General features: G+C 73.8%; 14 protein-coding genes. 8 read left to right on the forward strand and 6 right to left on the reverse strand.

Annotation, left to right across the window (positions count from 1 at the left end; all coding sequences use genetic code 11):
* Window positions 1–58 precede the first annotated feature (58 nt).
* Window positions 59–1,159, forward strand: a complete 1,101-nt coding sequence (locus IEZ07_RS29500; RefSeq protein WP_191897776.1) for an acyl-CoA dehydrogenase family protein — start codon at window positions 59–61, stop codon at window positions 1,157–1,159.
* Between the two features lie 95 nt (window positions 1,160–1,254).
* Here the strand turns inward: IEZ07_RS29500 and IEZ07_RS29505 are convergent, their stop codons facing one another.
* Window positions 1,255–1,977, reverse strand: coding sequence for a TetR/AcrR family transcriptional regulator (locus tag IEZ07_RS29505; RefSeq protein ID WP_191897777.1), 723 nt, complete (start codon window positions 1,975–1,977; stop codon window positions 1,255–1,257).
* Window positions 1,978–2,197: 220 nt separating this feature from the next.
* Here IEZ07_RS29505 and IEZ07_RS29510 point away from each other — a divergent pair, with 220 nt between their 5' ends.
* Together IEZ07_RS29510 and IEZ07_RS29515 are read left to right on the forward strand one after the other, a co-directional pair.
* Window positions 2,198–2,941 (forward strand): siderophore-interacting protein, encoded by a 744-nt coding sequence (locus IEZ07_RS29510; RefSeq protein ID WP_191897778.1) that lies wholly within the window; start codon window positions 2,198–2,200, stop codon window positions 2,939–2,941.
* Window positions 2,942–3,090: 149 nt separating this feature from the next.
* On the forward strand, window positions 3,091–3,525 hold the full coding sequence (locus tag IEZ07_RS29515; RefSeq protein WP_191897779.1) for a DUF6640 family protein: 435 nt from the start codon (window positions 3,091–3,093) through the stop codon (window positions 3,523–3,525).
* A gap of 48 nt (window positions 3,526–3,573) precedes the next feature.
* Here the strand turns inward: IEZ07_RS29515 and IEZ07_RS29520 are convergent, their stop codons facing one another.
* The gene (locus IEZ07_RS29520) at window positions 3,574–5,175 is read right to left on the reverse strand and encodes an aldehyde dehydrogenase family protein (RefSeq protein WP_191897780.1); all 1,602 of its coding nucleotides are present in this window, start codon (window positions 5,173–5,175) and stop codon (window positions 3,574–3,576) included.
* 281 nt (window positions 5,176–5,456) lie between these two features.
* Between IEZ07_RS29520 and IEZ07_RS29525 the strand changes: the two genes are divergently transcribed.
* The gene (locus tag IEZ07_RS29525; RefSeq protein ID WP_191897781.1) at window positions 5,457–7,049 is read left to right on the forward strand and encodes a tryptophan halogenase family protein; all 1,593 of its coding nucleotides are present in this window, start codon (window positions 5,457–5,459) and stop codon (window positions 7,047–7,049) included.
* A gap of 127 nt (window positions 7,050–7,176) precedes the next feature.
* Here the strand turns inward: IEZ07_RS29525 and IEZ07_RS29530 are convergent, their stop codons facing one another.
* Together IEZ07_RS29530 and IEZ07_RS29535 are read right to left on the reverse strand one after the other, a co-directional pair.
* Window positions 7,177–7,863: a response regulator transcription factor gene (locus IEZ07_RS29530; RefSeq protein ID WP_191897782.1), complete on the reverse strand. Its 687-nt coding sequence runs from the start codon at window positions 7,861–7,863 to the stop codon at window positions 7,177–7,179.
* Window positions 7,847–9,025 (reverse strand): sensor histidine kinase, encoded by a 1,179-nt coding sequence (locus IEZ07_RS29535; protein WP_191897783.1) that lies wholly within the window; start codon window positions 9,023–9,025, stop codon window positions 7,847–7,849. The genes IEZ07_RS29530 and IEZ07_RS29535 overlap by 17 nt, the downstream gene beginning before the upstream one ends.
* A gap of 230 nt (window positions 9,026–9,255) precedes the next feature.
* Between IEZ07_RS29535 and IEZ07_RS29540 the strand changes: the two genes are divergently transcribed.
* Window positions 9,256–10,335 (forward strand): winged helix DNA-binding domain-containing protein, encoded by a 1,080-nt coding sequence (locus tag IEZ07_RS29540; protein WP_204054676.1) that lies wholly within the window; start codon window positions 9,256–9,258, stop codon window positions 10,333–10,335.
* A gap of 332 nt (window positions 10,336–10,667) precedes the next feature.
* Here IEZ07_RS29540 and IEZ07_RS29545 read toward each other — a convergent pair whose 3' ends face one another.
* Window positions 10,668–11,987 (reverse strand): MFS transporter, encoded by a 1,320-nt coding sequence (locus IEZ07_RS29545; protein ID WP_191897785.1) that lies wholly within the window; start codon window positions 11,985–11,987, stop codon window positions 10,668–10,670.
* A 184-nt stretch (window positions 11,988–12,171) separates the two neighbouring features.
* Here IEZ07_RS29545 and IEZ07_RS29550 point away from each other — a divergent pair, with 184 nt between their 5' ends.
* Window positions 12,172–14,856: an amino acid adenylation domain-containing protein gene (locus IEZ07_RS29550; RefSeq protein ID WP_191897786.1), complete on the forward strand. Its 2,685-nt coding sequence runs from the start codon at window positions 12,172–12,174 to the stop codon at window positions 14,854–14,856.
* 163 nt (window positions 14,857–15,019) lie between these two features.
* Here the strand turns inward: IEZ07_RS29550 and IEZ07_RS29555 are convergent, their stop codons facing one another.
* Window positions 15,020–15,943, reverse strand: a complete 924-nt coding sequence (locus tag IEZ07_RS29555) for a UbiA family prenyltransferase (RefSeq protein ID WP_204054677.1) — start codon at window positions 15,941–15,943, stop codon at window positions 15,020–15,022.
* Window positions 15,944–16,177: 234 nt separating this feature from the next.
* Here IEZ07_RS29555 and IEZ07_RS29560 point away from each other — a divergent pair, with 234 nt between their 5' ends.
* Together IEZ07_RS29560 and IEZ07_RS29565 are read left to right on the forward strand one after the other, a co-directional pair.
* Window positions 16,178–16,972: an AfsR/SARP family transcriptional regulator gene (locus IEZ07_RS29560; protein WP_191897787.1), complete on the forward strand. Its 795-nt coding sequence runs from the start codon at window positions 16,178–16,180 to the stop codon at window positions 16,970–16,972.
* Between the two features lie 153 nt (window positions 16,973–17,125).
* Complete coding sequence (locus IEZ07_RS29565) at window positions 17,126–17,704, forward strand: GNAT family N-acetyltransferase (RefSeq protein ID WP_068903152.1); 579 nt, start codon at window positions 17,126–17,128, stop codon at window positions 17,702–17,704.
* Window positions 17,705–17,732 lie beyond the last annotated feature (28 nt).

A 17,732-nucleotide genomic window follows, 5' to 3' on the forward strand; every position in this document is an offset into this window, starting at 1 on the left:
CGGACGGGACCGGCCGCGGGCGCCCGCGGCCGGGGGACGATCTGCGCGGGGAGGCGCGATGACCGCGATGGAGCCGATGACCGGCGAGTGGTGGACCGAGTGGGAGGAGGAGGACCCGCTCTTCCGCCAGCTCCGCCTGACCGTGCGGCAGGCGCTGCTGGACGGCGGCGGGAGCCCGCAGCAGGCGTGGGAGGCCCTGACCGACGTCGGCGCCTGGGAGTTCGGGGTGCCGCTGGAGCGCGGCGGCCTGGAGCTGGGGCACGCCGTGGTGAGCATGCTGTGCGAGGAGGTCGGCGGCTCGATGCAGCCGCTGCCCCTGCTCGGCACGCTCGTCACCCTGGACCTGCTCGCCGCCGTGCCCGACCGCGCCGGACTGCTCGACCGGATCAGGGCGGGCGGGCTCCCGGTGCCGATCCCCGGCCGCCTGCCGGGGCTGGAGGGCTGCCTGTCCACCGGCCTGGTCTGGCGGCCGGACCCGGGCGGGGACGGCGGCCTGCTCTCCGGCACGGCGGGCCCCTTCTCGGTGGGGGTCGAGCCGGGCGCGCTGCTGCTGCTCGCCGAGACCTCCGACGGCCCCCAGGTGAGCCTGGTCACCCTGCCCGGCACGGGTGTGGAACTGCGCGAGCTGGCCGACCGGGGCGGCGGCCCGGCCGCGGCGGCGGCCCTCACCGGCGTCCGGGTGCCCGCGGAGGCGGTGCTGCTGCGCGGCCGCGAGGCGGAGCGGGCGCTGGCCCGCGTGGGCCTGCGCGGCGCCGTCTACCAGGCGGCGCTCCTGATGGGACTCGCCGCGGCCACGCTCACGGCGGTGGTGGAACGCGTCCGCGGCCGCCGGCAGTTCGGCCAGCCGCTGTCCAGGCACCAGGCGCCGCGGCTGCGGGTGGCAGGGCTGCTGGCCCGGCTCGACGCCGTGCGCTGGGCCGTCGCCGACGCCGCCAGGTCCCTGGACCGGGGGGTGCTCGGATCCGCGGACGCGGCCGGCCTGCTCGCCCTGACCGCCGAGACGGCCCTGGACGTCACGCGCGACGCCGTGCACCTGCACGGCGCGTCCGGGCTGGCCCGCGACTCGGTGGTGGCGTCGTGCTACCGGAGGGTCGCCTGGGAGGCGCTGCGCGGCGGCCGGCCGACGATGCTCTGGGAGACCGCCGCGGGCGGCGGCTGACGTCACGCGGACGGACCGGCCCGTCACGCGTCCGGCGGGCCGGAGTGGTCGAGGCCGAGGGCGGCGGCTGACGTCACGCGGATGAACCGGCCCCGTCACGCGTCCGGCGGGCCGGAGTAGGCGAGGCCGAGGGCGGCGGCCAGGTCGCGCAGGCATTCTTCGAAGACGGGCTCCATGTCGGTGTAGGCGAAGTCCAGCTGGTGCAGGACCTCCATGCACAGCAGGCCGTACAGCCGGATCCAGCACGACAGGAAGACGTGGGCGGCCTCGGGCGGCAGCCGCCCCCCGATGGCGGCGGAGTAGGCGGTCAGCTGCTCCCGCAGGGACGCGGGCAGGCCGGCCGGGTCGGGGACGGGGAACGGCCGCGTCCGCCACAGCTCGACGGTCAGATCCAGCAGGACCTGCTCGAACCGCAGGGCGGCCCGGTGGCGCGCCGAGTCCGGCCGCCGGTCGGGTGGGGCGATCGGGCTGGCGAAGATCCAGCCGAACTCGGCCGGGTGGGCGGTGGCCCAGGCGCGCATGGCGCGGCAGGCGGCCAGCATGCGGTCGCCGGTCGGCGCGCCGGGGCGGGCGTCGCGGGCCTGTTCCATCGCGGCGGCCAGTTCGCGGAAGAAGCCGGCGGTCACCGCGCCGACCAGCTCGTCGTGTCCGGCGTAGTAGTGGTAGAGGGCCGGGCCGCTCATGCCGACCCGCCGGGCGACCGCGTTGACGGTCACCGCGGCCGAGCCCTGCTCGACCAGCAGCTTGCGCGCGGCCGCGTGGATCTCCTCCAGGGTGGCCTGGCGCAGCCTCTCCCGTCTGCCGGTGCTCGCGGACATCGTCACTCCTCTTGTCGATCCCTCGGCTGCCGTTGACATCTTAGGGCATCTATGTTTCCTTAGTGACTCTAAATAATCTAGAGCCATTAAGGAGAGAGTGTGGAGTCTCATCCGTGGTGGACCGTTCTCGCGGTGACGTTGACGGTGACGGTGCTGGTCGCGGCCGTGTGGTGGGGGCTGTCCAGGGCGGCCCACGTCCGGCGGCGTAAGGACACCTGACATGGCCCGCACGATGCGCGACCGCCTGTTCGGCAAGTACGCCATGGAGGCGACCGTCACCGTCGCCGAGCAGGTCACCCCCGCCATGCGCCGGATCCGGCTGGAGACCGACCGGCCCGTCGCCTTCCCCTACACCCCGGGCCAGCACATCAGGATCCAGCTGAAGGACCCGCTGTCGGTGTCGGGCATCCTGCGCCCGGCCGAGACGCTGCGCACCTACACGATCTGGGAGCTCGGTCCCGACCGGAAGGCGATCGAGTTGCGCGTCCACCTGTACGCCGGCGACGGCATCGGCCTGACGTGGGCGCGGACGGCCCGGCCCGGCGACCGGACGGTCTTCTGGTGGCCGCAGGGCGACTTCTTCACCCGTGAGGCGGCTTACCACGTGTTCATCGGGGAGGAGACCGCCGGCGCCGCCTTCGGGCCGATGATCCGGGCCCTGGGCGCCTCGGCCGAGGTGTACGGCGTCCTGGAGGGCGAGTCCCCCGAGCACGACCTGCCCCTGCCCGGGGCGCGGCCGCTGCGCCGCGTCCACCGCCGCGGCGCCCCCGCCGTCTCCTCCCGGGTGCTGCTCGAAGCCGTGGCCGAGCTCGACCTGCCGGGCAACGCGGGGGCCGCCTACGTGGCCGGCGAGGCCAGGACCTGCCAGATGGTGCGCGACTTCCTGGTGCGCGAGCGCAACTGGCCGCGGGCCTCGGTCAGGACCAAGCCGTTCTGGGCCCCGGGCAAGCGGGGCCTGCACTGACAGTGAGGATGCAAGTGAGCGCCTCCCGGTGGAGTCCGGCCGGACCCGCCGGCCCCGTCCGGGAGGCGCTCATCCGCACCCACCGGACGCGCTCCCCACACACCCGCTCACCCCGCTCGCACCTGGACTCCCAGGCAGAAAGGCCTCCCATGCGCCTCCCCCGTCTCCTGATCACCTTCGTCGCGGCGACCACGACGGTCAGCGCCGTGCTCGCCGACCTCGTCATCCCCGACCTGGCGGCGCAGCACGCCTTCAACCCGGGCTGGCCGCCCCACGCCAAGTTCCACGACGCCCAGTACATGGTGATGACCGTGCTCCTCGGCCTCATCGGCCTGACCCTCGCGCTGCGGCAGGGCCGGAACGCGCTGCTGCACGCCGCCGCCGTCCTGTCCGTCCCGTGGGTCGGCATGATCGGCGCGCTGCTGTTCCCCGGCACCGCCGCATACGACCCGGAGTTCGCCGACCGGACCGTCTTCGTCCTCGGCCTGCACGGGCAGGTGTTCATGGCGGTCGTCCTCCTGCTCGTCCTGCTCGGCGCGGCGGCGGCGGCCCGGCGGACGCCCGCCGGGCCCGCCTCTCCGTGAACCGGCGCTCCCCGAGGAGCCCCGGTGGCAGAGGCCCCGCCGGAGCCGTCAGCGGGCGCCGATCTCCACCTGCGCCTCACCCGGGCCGATCTGCACCGCTTTGACCTCGCAGAACGCCTCCACGCCCCAGTCGCCCAGCTCGCGCCCGTTGCCCGACCGCTTGTACCCGCCGAACGGCGCGAGCAGGTTGAACGGCGCCCCGTTCACGTCGACCCTCCCGGTGCGGATCCGGCGGGCGACCGCCAGCGCCCGCTCCGTCGAGGCCGACCACACGGCGCCGTGCAGGCCGTAGTCGCTGTCGTTGGCGATCCGCACCGCGTCGTCCTCGCCGGCGTACGGGATCAGCACCGTCACCGGGCCGAAGATCTCCTCCCTGGCGATCCTCATCCCGTTGTGCACGTCGGCGAAGACCGTGGGCCGGACGTAGAAGCCGCGGTCCAGGCCTTCGGGGGCCGCCGCGCCGCCGGCGACGAGCCGGGCCCCCTCCCGCTCCCCGAGCCGGATGTGGTCGCGCACCCGGGCCCGTGCGGCCCCCGAGATCAGCGGCCCCAGGTCGGTGCGCGGGTCGAAGGGGTCGCCCGTGCGCAGGGAGGCGGCGGTCGCGGCGGCGATCTCGACCGCCTCGCCGTACCGGGCCTCCGGGACGAGGAGGCGGCTCCAGGCCAGGCAGGCCTGGCCCGAGTTGAAGCAGGCCTGCCGGATGCCCGCGCCGACGGCCGTCTCGAGGTCGGCGTCGTCCAGGACGACGTTCGCACTCTTGCCGCCGAGCTCCAGGTGCACCCGCTTGACCGTGTCGGCCGCGAGCGTGGAGACGCTCCGGCCGGCGCGCTGGGAGCCGGTCAGGGAGACCATGGCGACGCCGGGGTGCTCGGCCAGGGCCGACCCGACGACCGGGCCGGCGCCGCTGACCAGGTTGACCACGCCCGGCGGCAGGTCGCACTCGGCGAGCAGGTCGGCCAGGCGGAAGGTGTTGAGCGGGGCGAGCTCGCTCGGCTTGAGCACGACGGTGCAGCCCACCGCGAGCGCGGGCACCAGCTTCTGCATGACGAGCAGGAGCGGGACGTTCCAGGGGGTGATGCAGGCGACGACGCCGACGGGCTCGCGCAGGACCACCGAGCCCCCCACCCGCTGCTCGAAGGGGTGGGAGGGCAGCGTCTCCAGGTAGGAGCGGAGCACCCCGAGGGCGAACTCCACCTGCACGCCGCGGGCCAGGTGGCGGGGCATGCCCACCTCCCGGGCGATCGTGTCCGCCAGGAACCCGGCGTCGGCCTCCATGAGCTCCAGCAGCCTGCGCAGGGGGCGGAGCCGGGCCTCCAGCGGCAGGGCGGCCCAGCCGGGGAAGGCCGCGGCCGCCGCCTCCACGGCCCGCCGCGCCTCGTCCGCGGTGCCGGCGGGCACGCTGCCGACGACCTCCTCCCGCGCCGGGTCGAGGACGGTGAACCTCTCGCAGGTGTCCGGCGGGGTCCACCTGCCGCCGATCCACAGGGCGCCCCGGTGGACGGGCGGCGCGGGGCGGGCCGTCACGCCGTCACCGGCCGGGCCCGCCGACGGGCTCGCGGGCGGACCGCCCACGGACGGGATCACGGACGGGCTCGCGGCCCGGTTGGCGGGCAGGGTCGCGGACGGGCTCGCGGGCAGGGTCTCGGTCATGCCGTGCTCCTTCGCTTGCGGACCCTCCGGGCTCTCGCGGCTCCCTCGCGTCCTCGGGGCCGGGGTCCGGCCGGGTTCGGCGGGACCCTAGGCGCGGCCGGGTCGGTGCCCGGTTACGCCGACGGCGCCCGATTACGTCGACGGCGCCCGGTTACGTCGACGGCCGGGGTCCCTGCGGAGGCGTAACCCCGGACCGACCCGCCCGGCCTACGGTCCACCGTGAACGACGACGTTCCGCGCCGGTGACGCCCGGCACGGTCCCAGGAAACGGAGGACGCGCAGTGGATCATCGCATCAAGAACGTGGTCATCCTCGGTGGCGGCACGGCGGGCTGGATGGCCGCCAGCTACCTCGGCAAGGTGCTGCAGGGCGGCGTGCGGATCACGGTCCTGGAGGCGCCCGCCATCCCCAGGATCGGTGTGGGCGAGGCGACCGTGCCGAACCTGCAGCGTGCGTTCTTCGACGTGCTGGGCATCCCCGAGGAGGAGTGGATGCCCGAGTGCAACGCGAGCTTCAAGATGGCGGTCAAGTTCGTCAACTGGCGCACGCCCGGCGCGGGCGAGAGCACCCCCCGGACGCTGGAGGACGGCCGGCCGGACCAGTTCTACCACCCGTTCGGGATCCTGCGCTCCCACGACGGGTTACCTCTCTCGCACTACTGGTACAACGAGGTCCACGAGGGCCGCACCGATGAACCGTTCGACTACGCGTGCTTCCGCGAGCCGCCCCTCATGGACGCCAGGCTCTCGCCGCGCTGGCTGGACGGCCGCCGCTCGACCGCCTACGCCTGGCACTTCGACGCGCACCTGGTCGCCGACTTCCTGCGGCGCTTCGCCACCGGGAAGCAGGGGGTCGTGCACGTCCAGGACGAGATGACCGAGCCCGTCGTGGACGAGCGGGGCTTCGTCACGGCCCTGCGGACGAAGGGCGGCCTCACGCTCGAGGGCGACCTGTTCGTCGACTGCTCCGGCTTCCGCGGCCTGCTCATCAACAAGGCCATGGCCGAGCCGTTCATCGACATGGGCGACCACCTGATCAACGACAGCGCGGTCGCCACCTCCATCCCGCACGACGACGAGGCGGAGGGGATCGAGCCGTACACCTCCTCCATCGCGATGCCCTCGGGCTGGGCGTGGAAGATCCCGATGCTGGGCCGGTTCGGCAGCGGCTACGTCTACAGCAGCCAGTTCGCCTCCAGGGACGAGGCGACCGCCGACTTCTCCCGCCTGTGGAACCTCGACCCCGACTCCACCTCCTTCAACCACATCCGCTTCCGGGTCGGCCGCAACCGCCGCGCCTGGGTGAACAACGTGGTCAGCATCGGCCTGGCCTCGTGCTTCCTGGAACCGCTGGAGTCGACCGGCATCTACTTCACCTACGCCGCGATCTTCCAGCTCGCCAAGCACTTCCCCGACCGGCGGTTCGATCCCGCCCTGGTCGACGGGTTCAACCGCGAGATCGAGGAGATGTTCGACGACACCCGGGACTTCCTCCAGGCCCACTTCTACTACTCGCCGCGCGTCGACACGCCGTTCTGGAAGGCGAACAAGGAACTGCACCTGACGGACAACATCAAGGGGAAGATGGCCGCCTACAAGGCCGGCCTCCCCATCAACCAGCCGGTAACGGACGAGGGAACCTATTACGGTAACTTCGAGGCCGAGTTTCGGAATTTCTGGACAAATGGTAGCTATTACTGCATTTTCGCCGGGCTAGGCTGCCTACCCGACAACCCCCTCCCCTCGCTCACCTACAAGGAGCGCTCGATCGAGCAGGCGCGGGCGCTGTTCGCCGACGTCAAGCAGGAGCAGCGGGAACTGCTGGCCACGCTGCCGAGCAACCGCGAGTTCCTCCGGCTGCTGCACGGCAGGTGACGGCGCCTCCCCGCGCCCGGGCCCGTGCCGCGGGGCTCTCCGGGAGCCTCCGCGGCGCGGTCGCCCTCTGCACCGGCCCCGGACTCTTCCCGGACATCCGCGTTCTCCGGGTGCCTCCGCGGCGCGGTCACTCCGGCGGCCGGCCGTTCCGCCCCGAGTCGATGACCGGGTTGATGAGCCGGGCCGCCATCGCCTTGCGGACCGAGTCCACCCGCGAGACGGCGCCGAGCTTGGCGTAGATGTTGGACAGGTGGCGCTTCACCGTGGCCTCGGTGATGCCGAGCCTGGTGGCGATCTGGGAGTTGGAGTAGGCGTCGGCGGTCAGCCGCAGCACCTCCATCTCCCGCGCCGACAGCGGCCGGCCGCCCCCCTCGGTCTGCTCCCCGTGGCCCAGCGTCTCGCGCGACACCGACAGCAGCACGTTGCGCGGGCTCTGGTGGACGGCGTGCAGGGCCGCGATCAGCTGGTCGCGGGCGATGTTCTTGACGAGGTAGGCGGCCGCCCCGCAGTCGAGGAGCTCCTGCACGATCCTGGAGTTCTGGTGCATCGTCAGGACGATGACCGTCGCCTCGGGGCAGACCTGCCGGAGCCGGCTGACGACCGCCCGGGCCCCGGGCCCCGGCATCTCGACGTCCACGATGACGATGTCCGGCCGCAGGACCGGCACCAACGCGAGGACCTTGTCCCCGTCGGCCGCCTGCCCCACGACCTGGAAGGCCGGGTCGGTCTGGATCAGCTCCGCCAGGCCGTCCCGGAACAGGGTGTGGTCGTCCGCCAGCACCACCCTGATCCGCCGCTCATCCGGATCGGTCAACGTCTCCCGCCCTCTCCTCACCGGTGACGGCGTCCTCCGCCTCCGGTCTGCTCCACGGCCCCAGGGCCGGGTCCTCCCCCAGCGGCACCAGCACCTCGACGGTCGTCCCCTCCCCCACCCGGCTCGACAGGTTGACGGTGCCGCCGAGCAGCGCGGCCCGCTCCCGCATCGACGTCAGTCCTCCGCCGCTGCGCGCCGCCCGCGTCGCCGTCACGTCGAACCCGCATCCGCGGTCGCTGACCGCCGCGCGCAGCACGCCGTCCCGCCCCTCGACCTCCACGTGGATCTCCGCGGTGCCCGAGTGCAGCAGCGCGTTGCGCACCGCCTCCCTGAGCAGGATGTAGATCTCCTCCCGGACCTCCCAGGGGAGGCTCGGCTCGCCGCCGGTCGTGGTCAGCGTGGTGCGGGTGGAGCGCGGGACCGTGATGCGCAGGTACTTGCCGAGCGCGGCCTCCAGGCTGTCGTCGCCGACCCGCTCCCACAGGTCCGCCGAGAGCCGCCGGGTGCCCTGCAGCCCCTCGTTGATCGCCTGCCGGGCCATCGCCAGGTTGGCGGCCGCGCGCTCGGGGTCGTCGCCCTGGTAGACCTCGTAGAGGTCGAGCTGCTGCAGCGCCACGCCCATCCCGTGGGCGATCCGGTCATGGAGGTCACGCGCGATCCGGTGGCGCTCGTCCTGGTGGGCCGAGAGCAGCTTGGCGAGCAGGAAGTTGACGTAGGGCACCGACCCGACGGCGAGCCGCACCATGATGGCCCGCTGCAGGTCCAGGCCGATGGTCACCGTCCGCTCCTGCGCGTCCAGGCCGTCCCGCGCGGCGAGCCTGCGGGCGAGGACCGGGAAGGCGGCCTCGAACATGAGGGCGGCCGCGAGGAGCGACTGCGTCGGGTGCACGCCCTGCTGCGCGCGGGTGGCGCCGATCTCCATGCTGAGGGGGAGCGACAGGGCGTCCTCCTCCGGAGGGGCACCGCTGCGGCGGGCCAGCACGTCGTCGACGACCAGGCCCGCCTGCCGGACGAGCTGCTCGACCACCGTCTCGTCGCTCAGCACGACGCTTCCCGCGGAGCTCAGCAGCGACCGGTAGGAGGCCACGACCTCGGCGTGAACGGCTTCCCTGTCATAACCGGGCTCCTCCCCATCGGAACTCTCGTCGTCGCGCAGCGCCATCCCACACCTCGACACTAGGGAGCAGTTCCGCCCGTTTACCGGGATCATTACATTAATCACAAAACATGCTTAAAACGCAGATAGTACGAAGTTCCGTGAAGTCCGGCAAGCGAGCACTCCGGATGTTCGAAGGTGTTTCGAAATCGGCACTTGTCGGCAAGAGAGATAAAACCGTACATGATCGTAATCATCTGGTCGACTTCGGCGGACCTCCACTAGGGTGGGGCCTCGTGCCGATCATCACCCCGCAGCGCGCCCGGCTGATGCGCGCCCGGGCGCAGGGGCTGGCCGGCGGCGTCAGGGGCGGCGACGTGGCGGAGGTCGTCGGCCGCGCCTTCGCGATCCAGGCTCAGGACGCCGAGGCCGCCGCCCTCGGCCTGCGGGCCCGCGGCGCGCGGATCACCCGGAGGGACGTCTCAGCCGCGTACGGCTCCGCCCTCGTCCGCGGCTGGTTCATGCGCGGCACGCTGCACGCGGTGGCGGCGCACGACGCCAGGTGGCTGCTGGGACTGCTCGGGCCGGTCTTCCTGGCGGCGAGCCGCCGCCGGTACGCCGAGCTCGGCCTGGACGAGCGGCTCCAGGAGCGCGCCGAGGGCCTGATCACCGAGGCCGTGGGCGCGGACGGGCCGCTCACCCGCGCCGAGCTCACGGCCCGGCTGGCGGGTCTCGGGGTGCCCCCGACCGGCCAGGCCGCCTTCCACCTCATCCGCCGCACGGCGCTGCGCGGGCGGATCTGCCACGGCCCGGAGCGCGCGGGCGAGGCGACGTTCGCCCTCCTCGACGACCTGGTCCCGCCCGGCGGCCCTCCGCCGCCGGCCCGCGAGGCCGCGGCCGAACTGGCCCGCCGGTACCTCGCCGCGTACGCCCCCGCCTCGGCCGGGGACTTCATCGCCTGGTCGGGCCTGCCGGCGGGCCTGGCCCGGCAGGGGTGGCACGCCCTCGAGGACGTCGCCGAGGCCGGGATCGGCGGCGAGGTGCACGTCCTGCCCCGGACCCGGCTGGCGGAGGCGGAGGAACCGGGGCGGGAGGGGCCGCCCGACGTACGGCTGCTGCCCGCCTACGACGGCTACCTCGTGGGCTACCGGACGAGGGACCTCTCGGTGCCGGCCGCCCACGCCGGGCGCGTGTGGCCCGGCGGCGGCCAGATCCGCCCGGTCGTCCTGGCGGACGGGCTGGCGGTCGCCACCTGGACGCGCCGGGAGCGGGCCGTCGGCGTCACGCCGTTCGGACCCCTGCCGCCGGAGATCGAGTCCGGGATCGCCGAGGAGTCGGCGGACGTCGCGCGCTTCCTGGCCTCCGGGACGGTCTGAGCCGGAACCCGCCGTACACGCCGCGCCGGAGGGCTGAGCCGGAATCCGGGCGGGACGGAGGGCTGAGCCGGAATCCGGGCGGGACGGATCGGAGCAGACCGCAGCCGGAGGGCCCCGGTCCGGAGGCCGAGCGGGGCTAACGCCGAGCGGGGCGGGCCCGCTCGTGCGGGCCCGCCCCTGCGCTTTCCGCGCCCTTCGCGTCCTCCTGCGCCTCCGTGTCCGCCGACGTCCCTCAGTGCCGGTCAGTGCCGGTCAGTGCCGGTCGGCGCCGGTCAGTGCCGGTGGGCACCGGTCGGCGCCGCTCTGCGTCCTTCAGCGTCCTTCAGCGTCCGTCATCCGGTGACGGACGCCACCGGACGCTCGGGGTCGTCCTCCGGGGTCCCGTCCTCCGGCTCCCCTTCCTCGTGCACGTCCTGCTCCTCTCCGCCGGGCTGCTCCCGGATGGCCGCCACCGGTCCCAGGAGCAGCGTGAGGCCGCCGAGGGCGATGATCACGCCGGCCAGCACGAGGCCCGGGGTCAGGCCCACGGTCTCGCCGATCACGCCGCCGGCCGCGTAACCGACGGAGAGCGCGCCGTAGACCGCCGCGAGCGCGGTGCCGCCGACCCTGCCCATCTGGTCGTTGGGGGTGACCCCCTGCACCAGGCTGAGCACGTGGATGTCGAAGATCGGGCTGACGAACCCGAGGACCGCCTGGACGACCAGCAGGCCCGCGAAGCCGCCGACCGCACCGGCGGACGGGACCAGGATGTAGCCGGCGCCGAGCACGACCGCGACGAGGACGAGCGTCCGGCCGAGGGTGAGGGCCTTGGCGACCTGCTCGGACAGGACCGCCCCGACGATGACGAAGACGGCCATGACGGCCCAGGCGATGCCGACCTGGCCGGGGCTGAGGCCCAGCACGTTGTAGGCGTACACCAGGATCAGCGCGTCACCGATGGCCGCGCCGAAGTTCACCACGACGTTGGAGACGAACAGGCTCCGCAGGACCGGCGTGCCGAACAGCGTGCGCATGCCCTCCTTCATGTCGGCCGCCGCGGAGTTCCTGCGCCCCTCCACCCGCTCGCGGACCTCGCGGTGCCGGATGAACAGCAGCGCCACCAGTGAGATGAGGAAGGTGAACGCGTCCACCGTGACGGCCCTGGCCGCGCCCAGGACCTGCATGAGCGCACCGCCCGCGCCCGCGCCGAGGGCCTCGGCGAGGCTCCGGCTGATCTGCAGCTTGGTGTTGCCCTCGACCAGGTTCTCGGTGCCGATGAGCTGCGGCAGCCAGGACTGGTAGGAGACCTCGAAGAACGTCGTGAGCACGCCGACGACCGCGGCCACGACGTAGAGGTGCGGCAGCGTGACCGCGTCGAGCGCGAACGCCACCGGGATGCTCGCGAGCGCCAGGAAGCGCCCGAGGTCCGCGGCGATCATGATCGACCGCCGCGAGACCCGGTCGGCGACCAGTCCGGCCAGTGGGGCCAGCAGGAAGAAGGGCAGGAACCTCAGGGTCCCCAGCACGCCGACCTCCACCGGACCGCCGCCGAGCGTGACGATCGCGATGGTGGGCAGCGCCAGCAGTGAGATCTTGTCGCCGAAATTGCTGACCGTCTGTCCGGCCCACAGCCGGTTGAAATCGGCGTGTCGGCCCAATGATGCCTTCGCCATGCCATCGTCCTCTTTTCCGGTCGGGTCGGGAATTCTTTTCTCGGTCCCGGCGACCGTAACCACGACCGGTTATCGACCGGTTACGACGCGGACTTGCAGTCATATTCTCTGTCAGGAAATCTGCCTGGGCATAACCGGTCCTTCTTATGTTCCCGGCGCCGACGTAATTCGAATGGAGGAATCCATGACCGCTCTGCACCAGGAGCCGGACCGACCGGCGCTCCTCGCCCCTCCCGACCTCCCGGTCGCGGCGGGCCCGAGCGCCCCCGCCCCGGCCGAACGGCACGAGTACCGGATCTCCCCCCGCCGCTGGCGGGCGCTGACCGAGGCCGCCCGTGCCCACGGCGCCCGCCCGGAGGCCCTGATCGTGGCCGCGTTCGCCGAGGTGCTGCGGGGGTGGGCCAAGAGCCCGGACTTCCACCTGGCCTACCGCTCGCCCGAGGGGACCACCGTCCCGGTGGCCGCCCCGCGCACCGGGGACCGGTTCGGGGTCAGGGCCGCCAAGCTCGACCAGGCGATCGCCCGTGCGCTGGCCGGCACCCCGACCGGTGCCCAGACCGGCACCGCGACCGGCACCGGTGCCGGGGCGGCCGGCCTGCCGGTGGTCGTCGGCACACTGGAGGCCGGTCCGCCCGCCCGTCCGCAGGCCGGCCGGGAGTTCGCGCCGGCCACCGCCGGCGAGCCCGGGAGCGTGGAGCGGCCCCTGCTCGACCTGGGCTTCCGCCAGGAGGACGGCGGGCTGTACCTGCGCTGGGAGGCCGGGGGCGGCGTGTTCCCGCCCGGCCTGTGCGCGTCGATGTCCGGCGCCCTGACGGCGCTGCTGGAGCGGCTGGCCGACGGCGGGCCCGACTGGACGCGGACCCGCCCCGACGTGCTTCCCGGCGCAGACCGCAGGCTCGTCGACGAGGTGAACTCCACCGCCGGGCCCGTGCCCGACGCGCTGCTGCACGAGATCGTCTTCGCCAGGGCCGCCGAGCACCCGGACGCCGAGGCCGTCGTCGACGGCCGCCGCCGGCTCACCTACGGCGAGCTGTCCTGTTACGCCCGCCGCATCGGCCGCCGCCTGCGGCGCGGCCGGGTCCGGGCCAACGAGCTGGTCGCCGTCGTCATGGAGAAGGGCTGGGAGCAGTACGCCGCCGTGTACGGCGTGCTCGCCTCCGGCGCCGCCTACCTCCCCGTCGACGCCGCCGCCCCCGCCGAGCGGCTGGCCCGGCTGATCGAGCGCGGGCGCGTACGGCACGTGCTCACCCAGTCGCACCTGGCCGAACGGCTGGCCTGGCCCGAGGGCGTGACCGTGCACCGGGTCGACGAGGAGTTCGAGACCGGGGACGACGGCCCGCTCCCCTCCGTCCAGAGCCCCGGCGACCTGGCCTACGTCATCTTCACCTCCGGGTCGACGGGCGAGCCCAAGGGCGTGATGGTGGACCACCGCGGGGTGGCGAACCTCGTCGCCGACGTCAACGCCCGGTTCGGCGTCGGCCCGGACGACCGCCTGTTCGGCATCTCGGGGCTGCACTTCGACGCGTCGGTCTACGACGTGTTCGGCGTGCCCGCCGCCGGCGGCACCGTCGTGCTGCCGGACCCCTTCGAGCGCGCCCAGCCCGACCGGTGGACCGACCGGGTGAAGGAGGAGCGCGTCACGCTCTGGAACTCCGTACCGGCGATCATGGAGATGCTCGTCGGCCAGGCCGAGATCCGCGACGACCGTCCCCTGTCCACCCTGCGGCTGGCCGTGCTGTCCGGCGACTGGATCCCGCTCACCCTCCCCGGCCGCCTGCGCGCCCAGGCCGGGGACCTGCTGTTCGTCGGTTCCGGCGGGCCGACGGAGACGATCTGCTGGTCGGTGTTCTCGCCCGTCGGCGAGGTGGACCCGGCCTGGACGAGCATCCCGTACGGCAAGCCGATCACCAACCAGCGCTACCTCGTCGTGGACGACGAGCTGCGGCGCCGCCCGGTGTGGGCCGTCGGGCAGATGGCGGTGGTGAGCGACGTCGGACTGGCGCACGGGTACTTCGACGACCCGGAGCGGACCGCGGCCCAGTTCACGGCGCTCCCGGAGAGCGGGGAGCGCGCCTACCTGACCGGGGACGTCGGGCGCCACCTGCCCGACGGCAACATCGAGATCCTGGGCCGCGAGGACCACCAGGTGAAGATCCAGGGCTACCGGATCGAGCTCGGCGAGATCGAGGCGGTCCTGCGGGACCAGCCCTCGGTCGAGGCCGCGGTCGTCGTGGCCCCGCGCAGCGGATGGGGGGTGCGCCGCCTGCACGCCTTCGTCACCGGGAGCCAGGAGGCCGGCCCGGACCGGCCCGACCCGCGCGCGCTGCGCGCCCGGCTCCGGGAACTGCTGCCCTCGTACATGGTGCCGGCCAAGGTCGAGGTCGTCGACGCGCTGCCGCTGACCCGCAACGGCAAGACCGACCGGCTGGCCCTCACCGAGCGGGCCGGCGGCGCGACCGGCGCCCAGGCCCCCGGACACCCCGCCCAGGCCGCCGGGCACCCCCCGCTGGCCGGGCGGGAGGACCCGGCGGCGCAGGCCGGGCCGCCGGCGGGCCCGGACGGGCCCGGCAGCGCGCTGGAGCTCGTCATCGGCGCGCTGATGGGCGACGTGCTGGGTTCCGAGCCGGTCGAGCGCACCGGCAACTTCCTGCGGCTCGGCGGCGACTCGCTCAGCGGCACCCGCCTGGCGTACGCGCTGCGGGAGCTGCTCGGCGTCGAGGTGCCGCTCCGCCAGGTGTTCGACAACCCCGTCCCCGCCGACCTCGCCGCCGCCATCGCCGCCGTCCCGGTGCACGGGGCCGCGGCGGTGGCGGCGGCCGAGCTCATCGCGGAGCTGAGCGAGCGGGAGGAGGAGCCGGCCCTGCCCTAGCGGATCCCGCGAGCGCCCGGAGACCCTGGGGTCTCCGGGCGCTCGCGCGAGCGGGGGACGACGGGACCGGAGCCGGAGCCGGGGAAACGCTCGGGGCGGGGAAACGATCGAGGCGGGTCCGGAACCATCCGGACCCGCCTCGATCGTTCGGCGCCGACTCCGGTCAGCGGATCACGACCTCCGCCAGGACGGTCAGGTGCGCCGAGTACTGGGTCAGCATGAAGAGCCGGTACGGCCGGCGCTGGGCCCTGCGGTCCCCGGTGCTCCACCGGCCGAGCGAGACGGCGGCCAGGGCGGCGCTGCCGGCGAGGACCAGCGCGGCGGCGGGCACCAGGCCCGGCGCGACGGCCAGGGCCGCGGCGAGGAAGGAGCCGCCCACCGCCACGGCCGCGGCCGCGATGGCGAGCTTGGCCCGGCGCTCGCCCCACAGCAGCGGCAGGGTGTGGCGCCCCGCGGCCCGGTCCCCGGCGACGTCGGACAGGTCCTTGGCGAGCCCCCCGATGCCCATCCAGGCCGACATCGCCACCGCGAACACCAGCACGGTGCCGGTGACGGGGACGCCCGCCGCGCTGATGCCCGCCAGGTAGGTGACCAGGCCCGCGCCCACCACGGCGACCTGCACCCCGGCGACGGTGTTCTTCAGCGGGGCCGGGCCGGTCGAGTAGGCCCAGCTGAGCACCAGGAGCAGGAGCGCGAGGAGGAAGAACCGCTCCGACAGCGCCGCGGCCAGCGACAGGCCGAGGGCGCCGAGCAGGAGGGCCAGCCGCCCTCCGGTGAGCGCGGACAGGTCGCCGCGGGCGATCGGCCGGGTGGAGCCGTTCGACTGGTCCTCGACGACGTCGGCCGCGCCGTTGAGCAGGTACGCGGACCAGGTCAGCAGGAGCCAAGCCGCCGCTCCCGCCGCCATCACCCCCCAGGAGACGTCCGCCGGCGTCCCGGCTCCGATGAGCGCGCCGGCGAACAGCCGGAGCTGGAAGATCACCTGGACTGCGGGCCGCGCCTCGGTCCAGGACAGCCGCACCGCCCGGCCGCTGATTACGGCCGCCGGCCGGACCGCTGTTTCGATCTTGTACACGGGATGCGTCATCGCGCTGCCTTCTGGCTAGGGGGGTGCGACGCACTCATCGTTCACGGGTGGTCGCCCGCCGTACATAGCGCGAGGTGTGCACCCCCCTACGACTAAAGTCGTAGTCCCCCTTGCACCTTGTGGGCAGCGCCCTTGAACAGGGCCTCCGCGGTTCCATAGCGTTCCGGTCAGACCCGATGACCGGGTTCGGAGCGCCGCACCGGCCCTCCGGGTCCTATGGAAAGGGCGGCCCCCATGCTCACGGATTCCACGCCGGCGGTGACGGTCCACTGCCTGGGCAACTTCCGTCTGGAGATCAACGGACTGCCGGTGGCCCACTGGCGTGCGGGCAAGGCCCGGGCGCTCTTCCAGTACCTCCTGGTCAACCGCGGCCGGCTGGTCCACCGGGACAGGCTCCACGAGGTGCTCTGGCCCGACAGCGACGACCGGAGCTCCAGCTCCCTGAAGGTGGCGGTCCACGCCGTCCGCCGCGTGCTGGGGGCCCACGAGGGGGACGACGGGTTCCGGCTGGTCCACCAGGACCACGGATACATGCTGCAGGCGCAGAGCGCGTGGGTGGACCTGGAGGAGTTCGAGCGGGCCTTCCAGCGGGGCCGCGACCTCTGGGCCGCCAAGGAGCACCAGCGGGCGCTGGAGTGCTTCCAGACCGCCGCCGACCTCTACACCGGCGACTTCCTGACCGGCGAGGCCAGCGACTGGATCAACGAGCAGCGGCAGTGGGCGCAGGGCGTCGCACTGCGCGCGCTGGCGGTGCTGCGCGCCGACTCCCTGGAGCGGGAGGACTGGCCGGCCGCCATGCACTGGTGCCGCCGGATCATCTCCCTCGACCCCTACCACGAGGACACCTACCAGACGCTGATGATGATGCACGGCGAGCTGGGCGAGCTGGGCCGGGTCAGGGACTGGTACGAGCTGTGCCGCCGCCGGCTCCGCAACGACCTCGACACCGAGCCCACCGAGCGCACCGAGCGGATCCTCGCCTCGCTGACCCGCCGCGGGAGCCGGCCGCTCGCGCCCGCGCTGGCCTGACCCCGCCCTTCCACCCCTTTTTCAGGAACCCTCCCACCGCGCTTCCCGAGCCCTTTTCACCCCTCTCAGTCAAGTCCCTGTAAAACTCGAAAGCCCGTGGGGAGAACCGGCGCGGCCCATGCGCCCGGCCTCCCCCAGAAACGGATCCACGGTATGCCCGTCGAAATTCATCCGGCCGACGCCGGGCGCTGGGACGACCTCCGCGCCGTCCTGTGCCCCACCGAGAACAGGCAGACCTGCTGGTGTCTGGCCTGGCGTCTGACCACGGCCGAGTACAACCGGAGGACCGCCGACGAACGCGGGGAGGTCATGCGCGCCCTGGTCGACGCCGATCCTCCGCCCGGCCTCCTGGCCTACGTGGACGGAGAGGTCGCGGGCTGGTGCAACGTGGGTCCCCGCGCGGACATGGACCGGCTGACCGGCTCGCGCACCATCCCCGCGGTCGACGACGTCCCGGTGTGGTCGGTGGTGTGCTTCGTCGTGCGGGCCTCCCACCGCCGCCGCGGCGTCGCCGAGGCCCTGCTGCTGGGCGCCGTGGAGCACGCCCGCGGGTACGGCGCGCCGGCCATCGAGGGCTACCCCGTCGATCCCGAGGGCGGACGCGTCAACCCCTCCCTCGCCTACGTGGGGACGATGGGCATGTTCGAGCGGGCCGGGTTCCGCCGGCTGCTCAAGACCGAGGCCAAGAGCGACCGCCGGCACCGCTGGGTCGTCCGCCTCGACCTCTCCTGACCGCTCCCCGCTCCTCCCGGCTCGCCGG

The organism is Planomonospora parontospora, from assembly GCA_014647935.1.
Taxonomy (GTDB): domain Bacteria; phylum Actinomycetota; class Actinomycetes; order Streptosporangiales; family Streptosporangiaceae; genus Planomonospora; species Planomonospora parontospora.

Excerpts from the sequence above, each read along its gene's own strand:
- IEZ07_RS29565 (WP_068903152.1), top strand. The coding sequence starts at position 17,126 with ATGCCCGTCGAAATTCATCCGGCCGACGCCGGGCGCTGGGACGACCTC.
- IEZ07_RS29545 (WP_191897785.1), bottom strand. The coding sequence starts at position 11,987 with ATGGCGAAGGCATCATTGGGCCGACACGCCGATTTCAACCGGCTGTGG.
- IEZ07_RS29500 (WP_191897776.1), top strand. The coding sequence starts at position 59 with ATGACCGCGATGGAGCCGATGACCGGCGAGTGGTGGACCGAGTGGGAG.
- IEZ07_RS29510 (WP_191897778.1), top strand. The coding sequence starts at position 2,198 with ATGGCCCGCACGATGCGCGACCGCCTGTTCGGCAAGTACGCCATGGAG.
- IEZ07_RS29520 (WP_191897780.1), bottom strand. The coding sequence starts at position 5,175 with ATGACCGAGACCCTGCCCGCGAGCCCGTCCGCGACCCTGCCCGCCAAC.
- IEZ07_RS29555 (WP_204054677.1), bottom strand. The coding sequence starts at position 15,943 with ATGACGCATCCCGTGTACAAGATCGAAACAGCGGTCCGGCCGGCGGCC.
- IEZ07_RS29550 (WP_191897786.1), top strand. The coding sequence starts at position 12,172 with ATGACCGCTCTGCACCAGGAGCCGGACCGACCGGCGCTCCTCGCCCCT.
- IEZ07_RS29515 (WP_191897779.1), top strand. The coding sequence starts at position 3,091 with ATGCGCCTCCCCCGTCTCCTGATCACCTTCGTCGCGGCGACCACGACG.
- IEZ07_RS29535 (WP_191897783.1), bottom strand. The coding sequence starts at position 9,025 with ATGGCGCTGCGCGACGACGAGAGTTCCGATGGGGAGGAGCCCGGTTAT.
- IEZ07_RS29560 (WP_191897787.1), top strand. The coding sequence starts at position 16,178 with ATGCTCACGGATTCCACGCCGGCGGTGACGGTCCACTGCCTGGGCAAC.
- IEZ07_RS29505 (WP_191897777.1), bottom strand. The coding sequence starts at position 1,977 with ATGTCCGCGAGCACCGGCAGACGGGAGAGGCTGCGCCAGGCCACCCTG.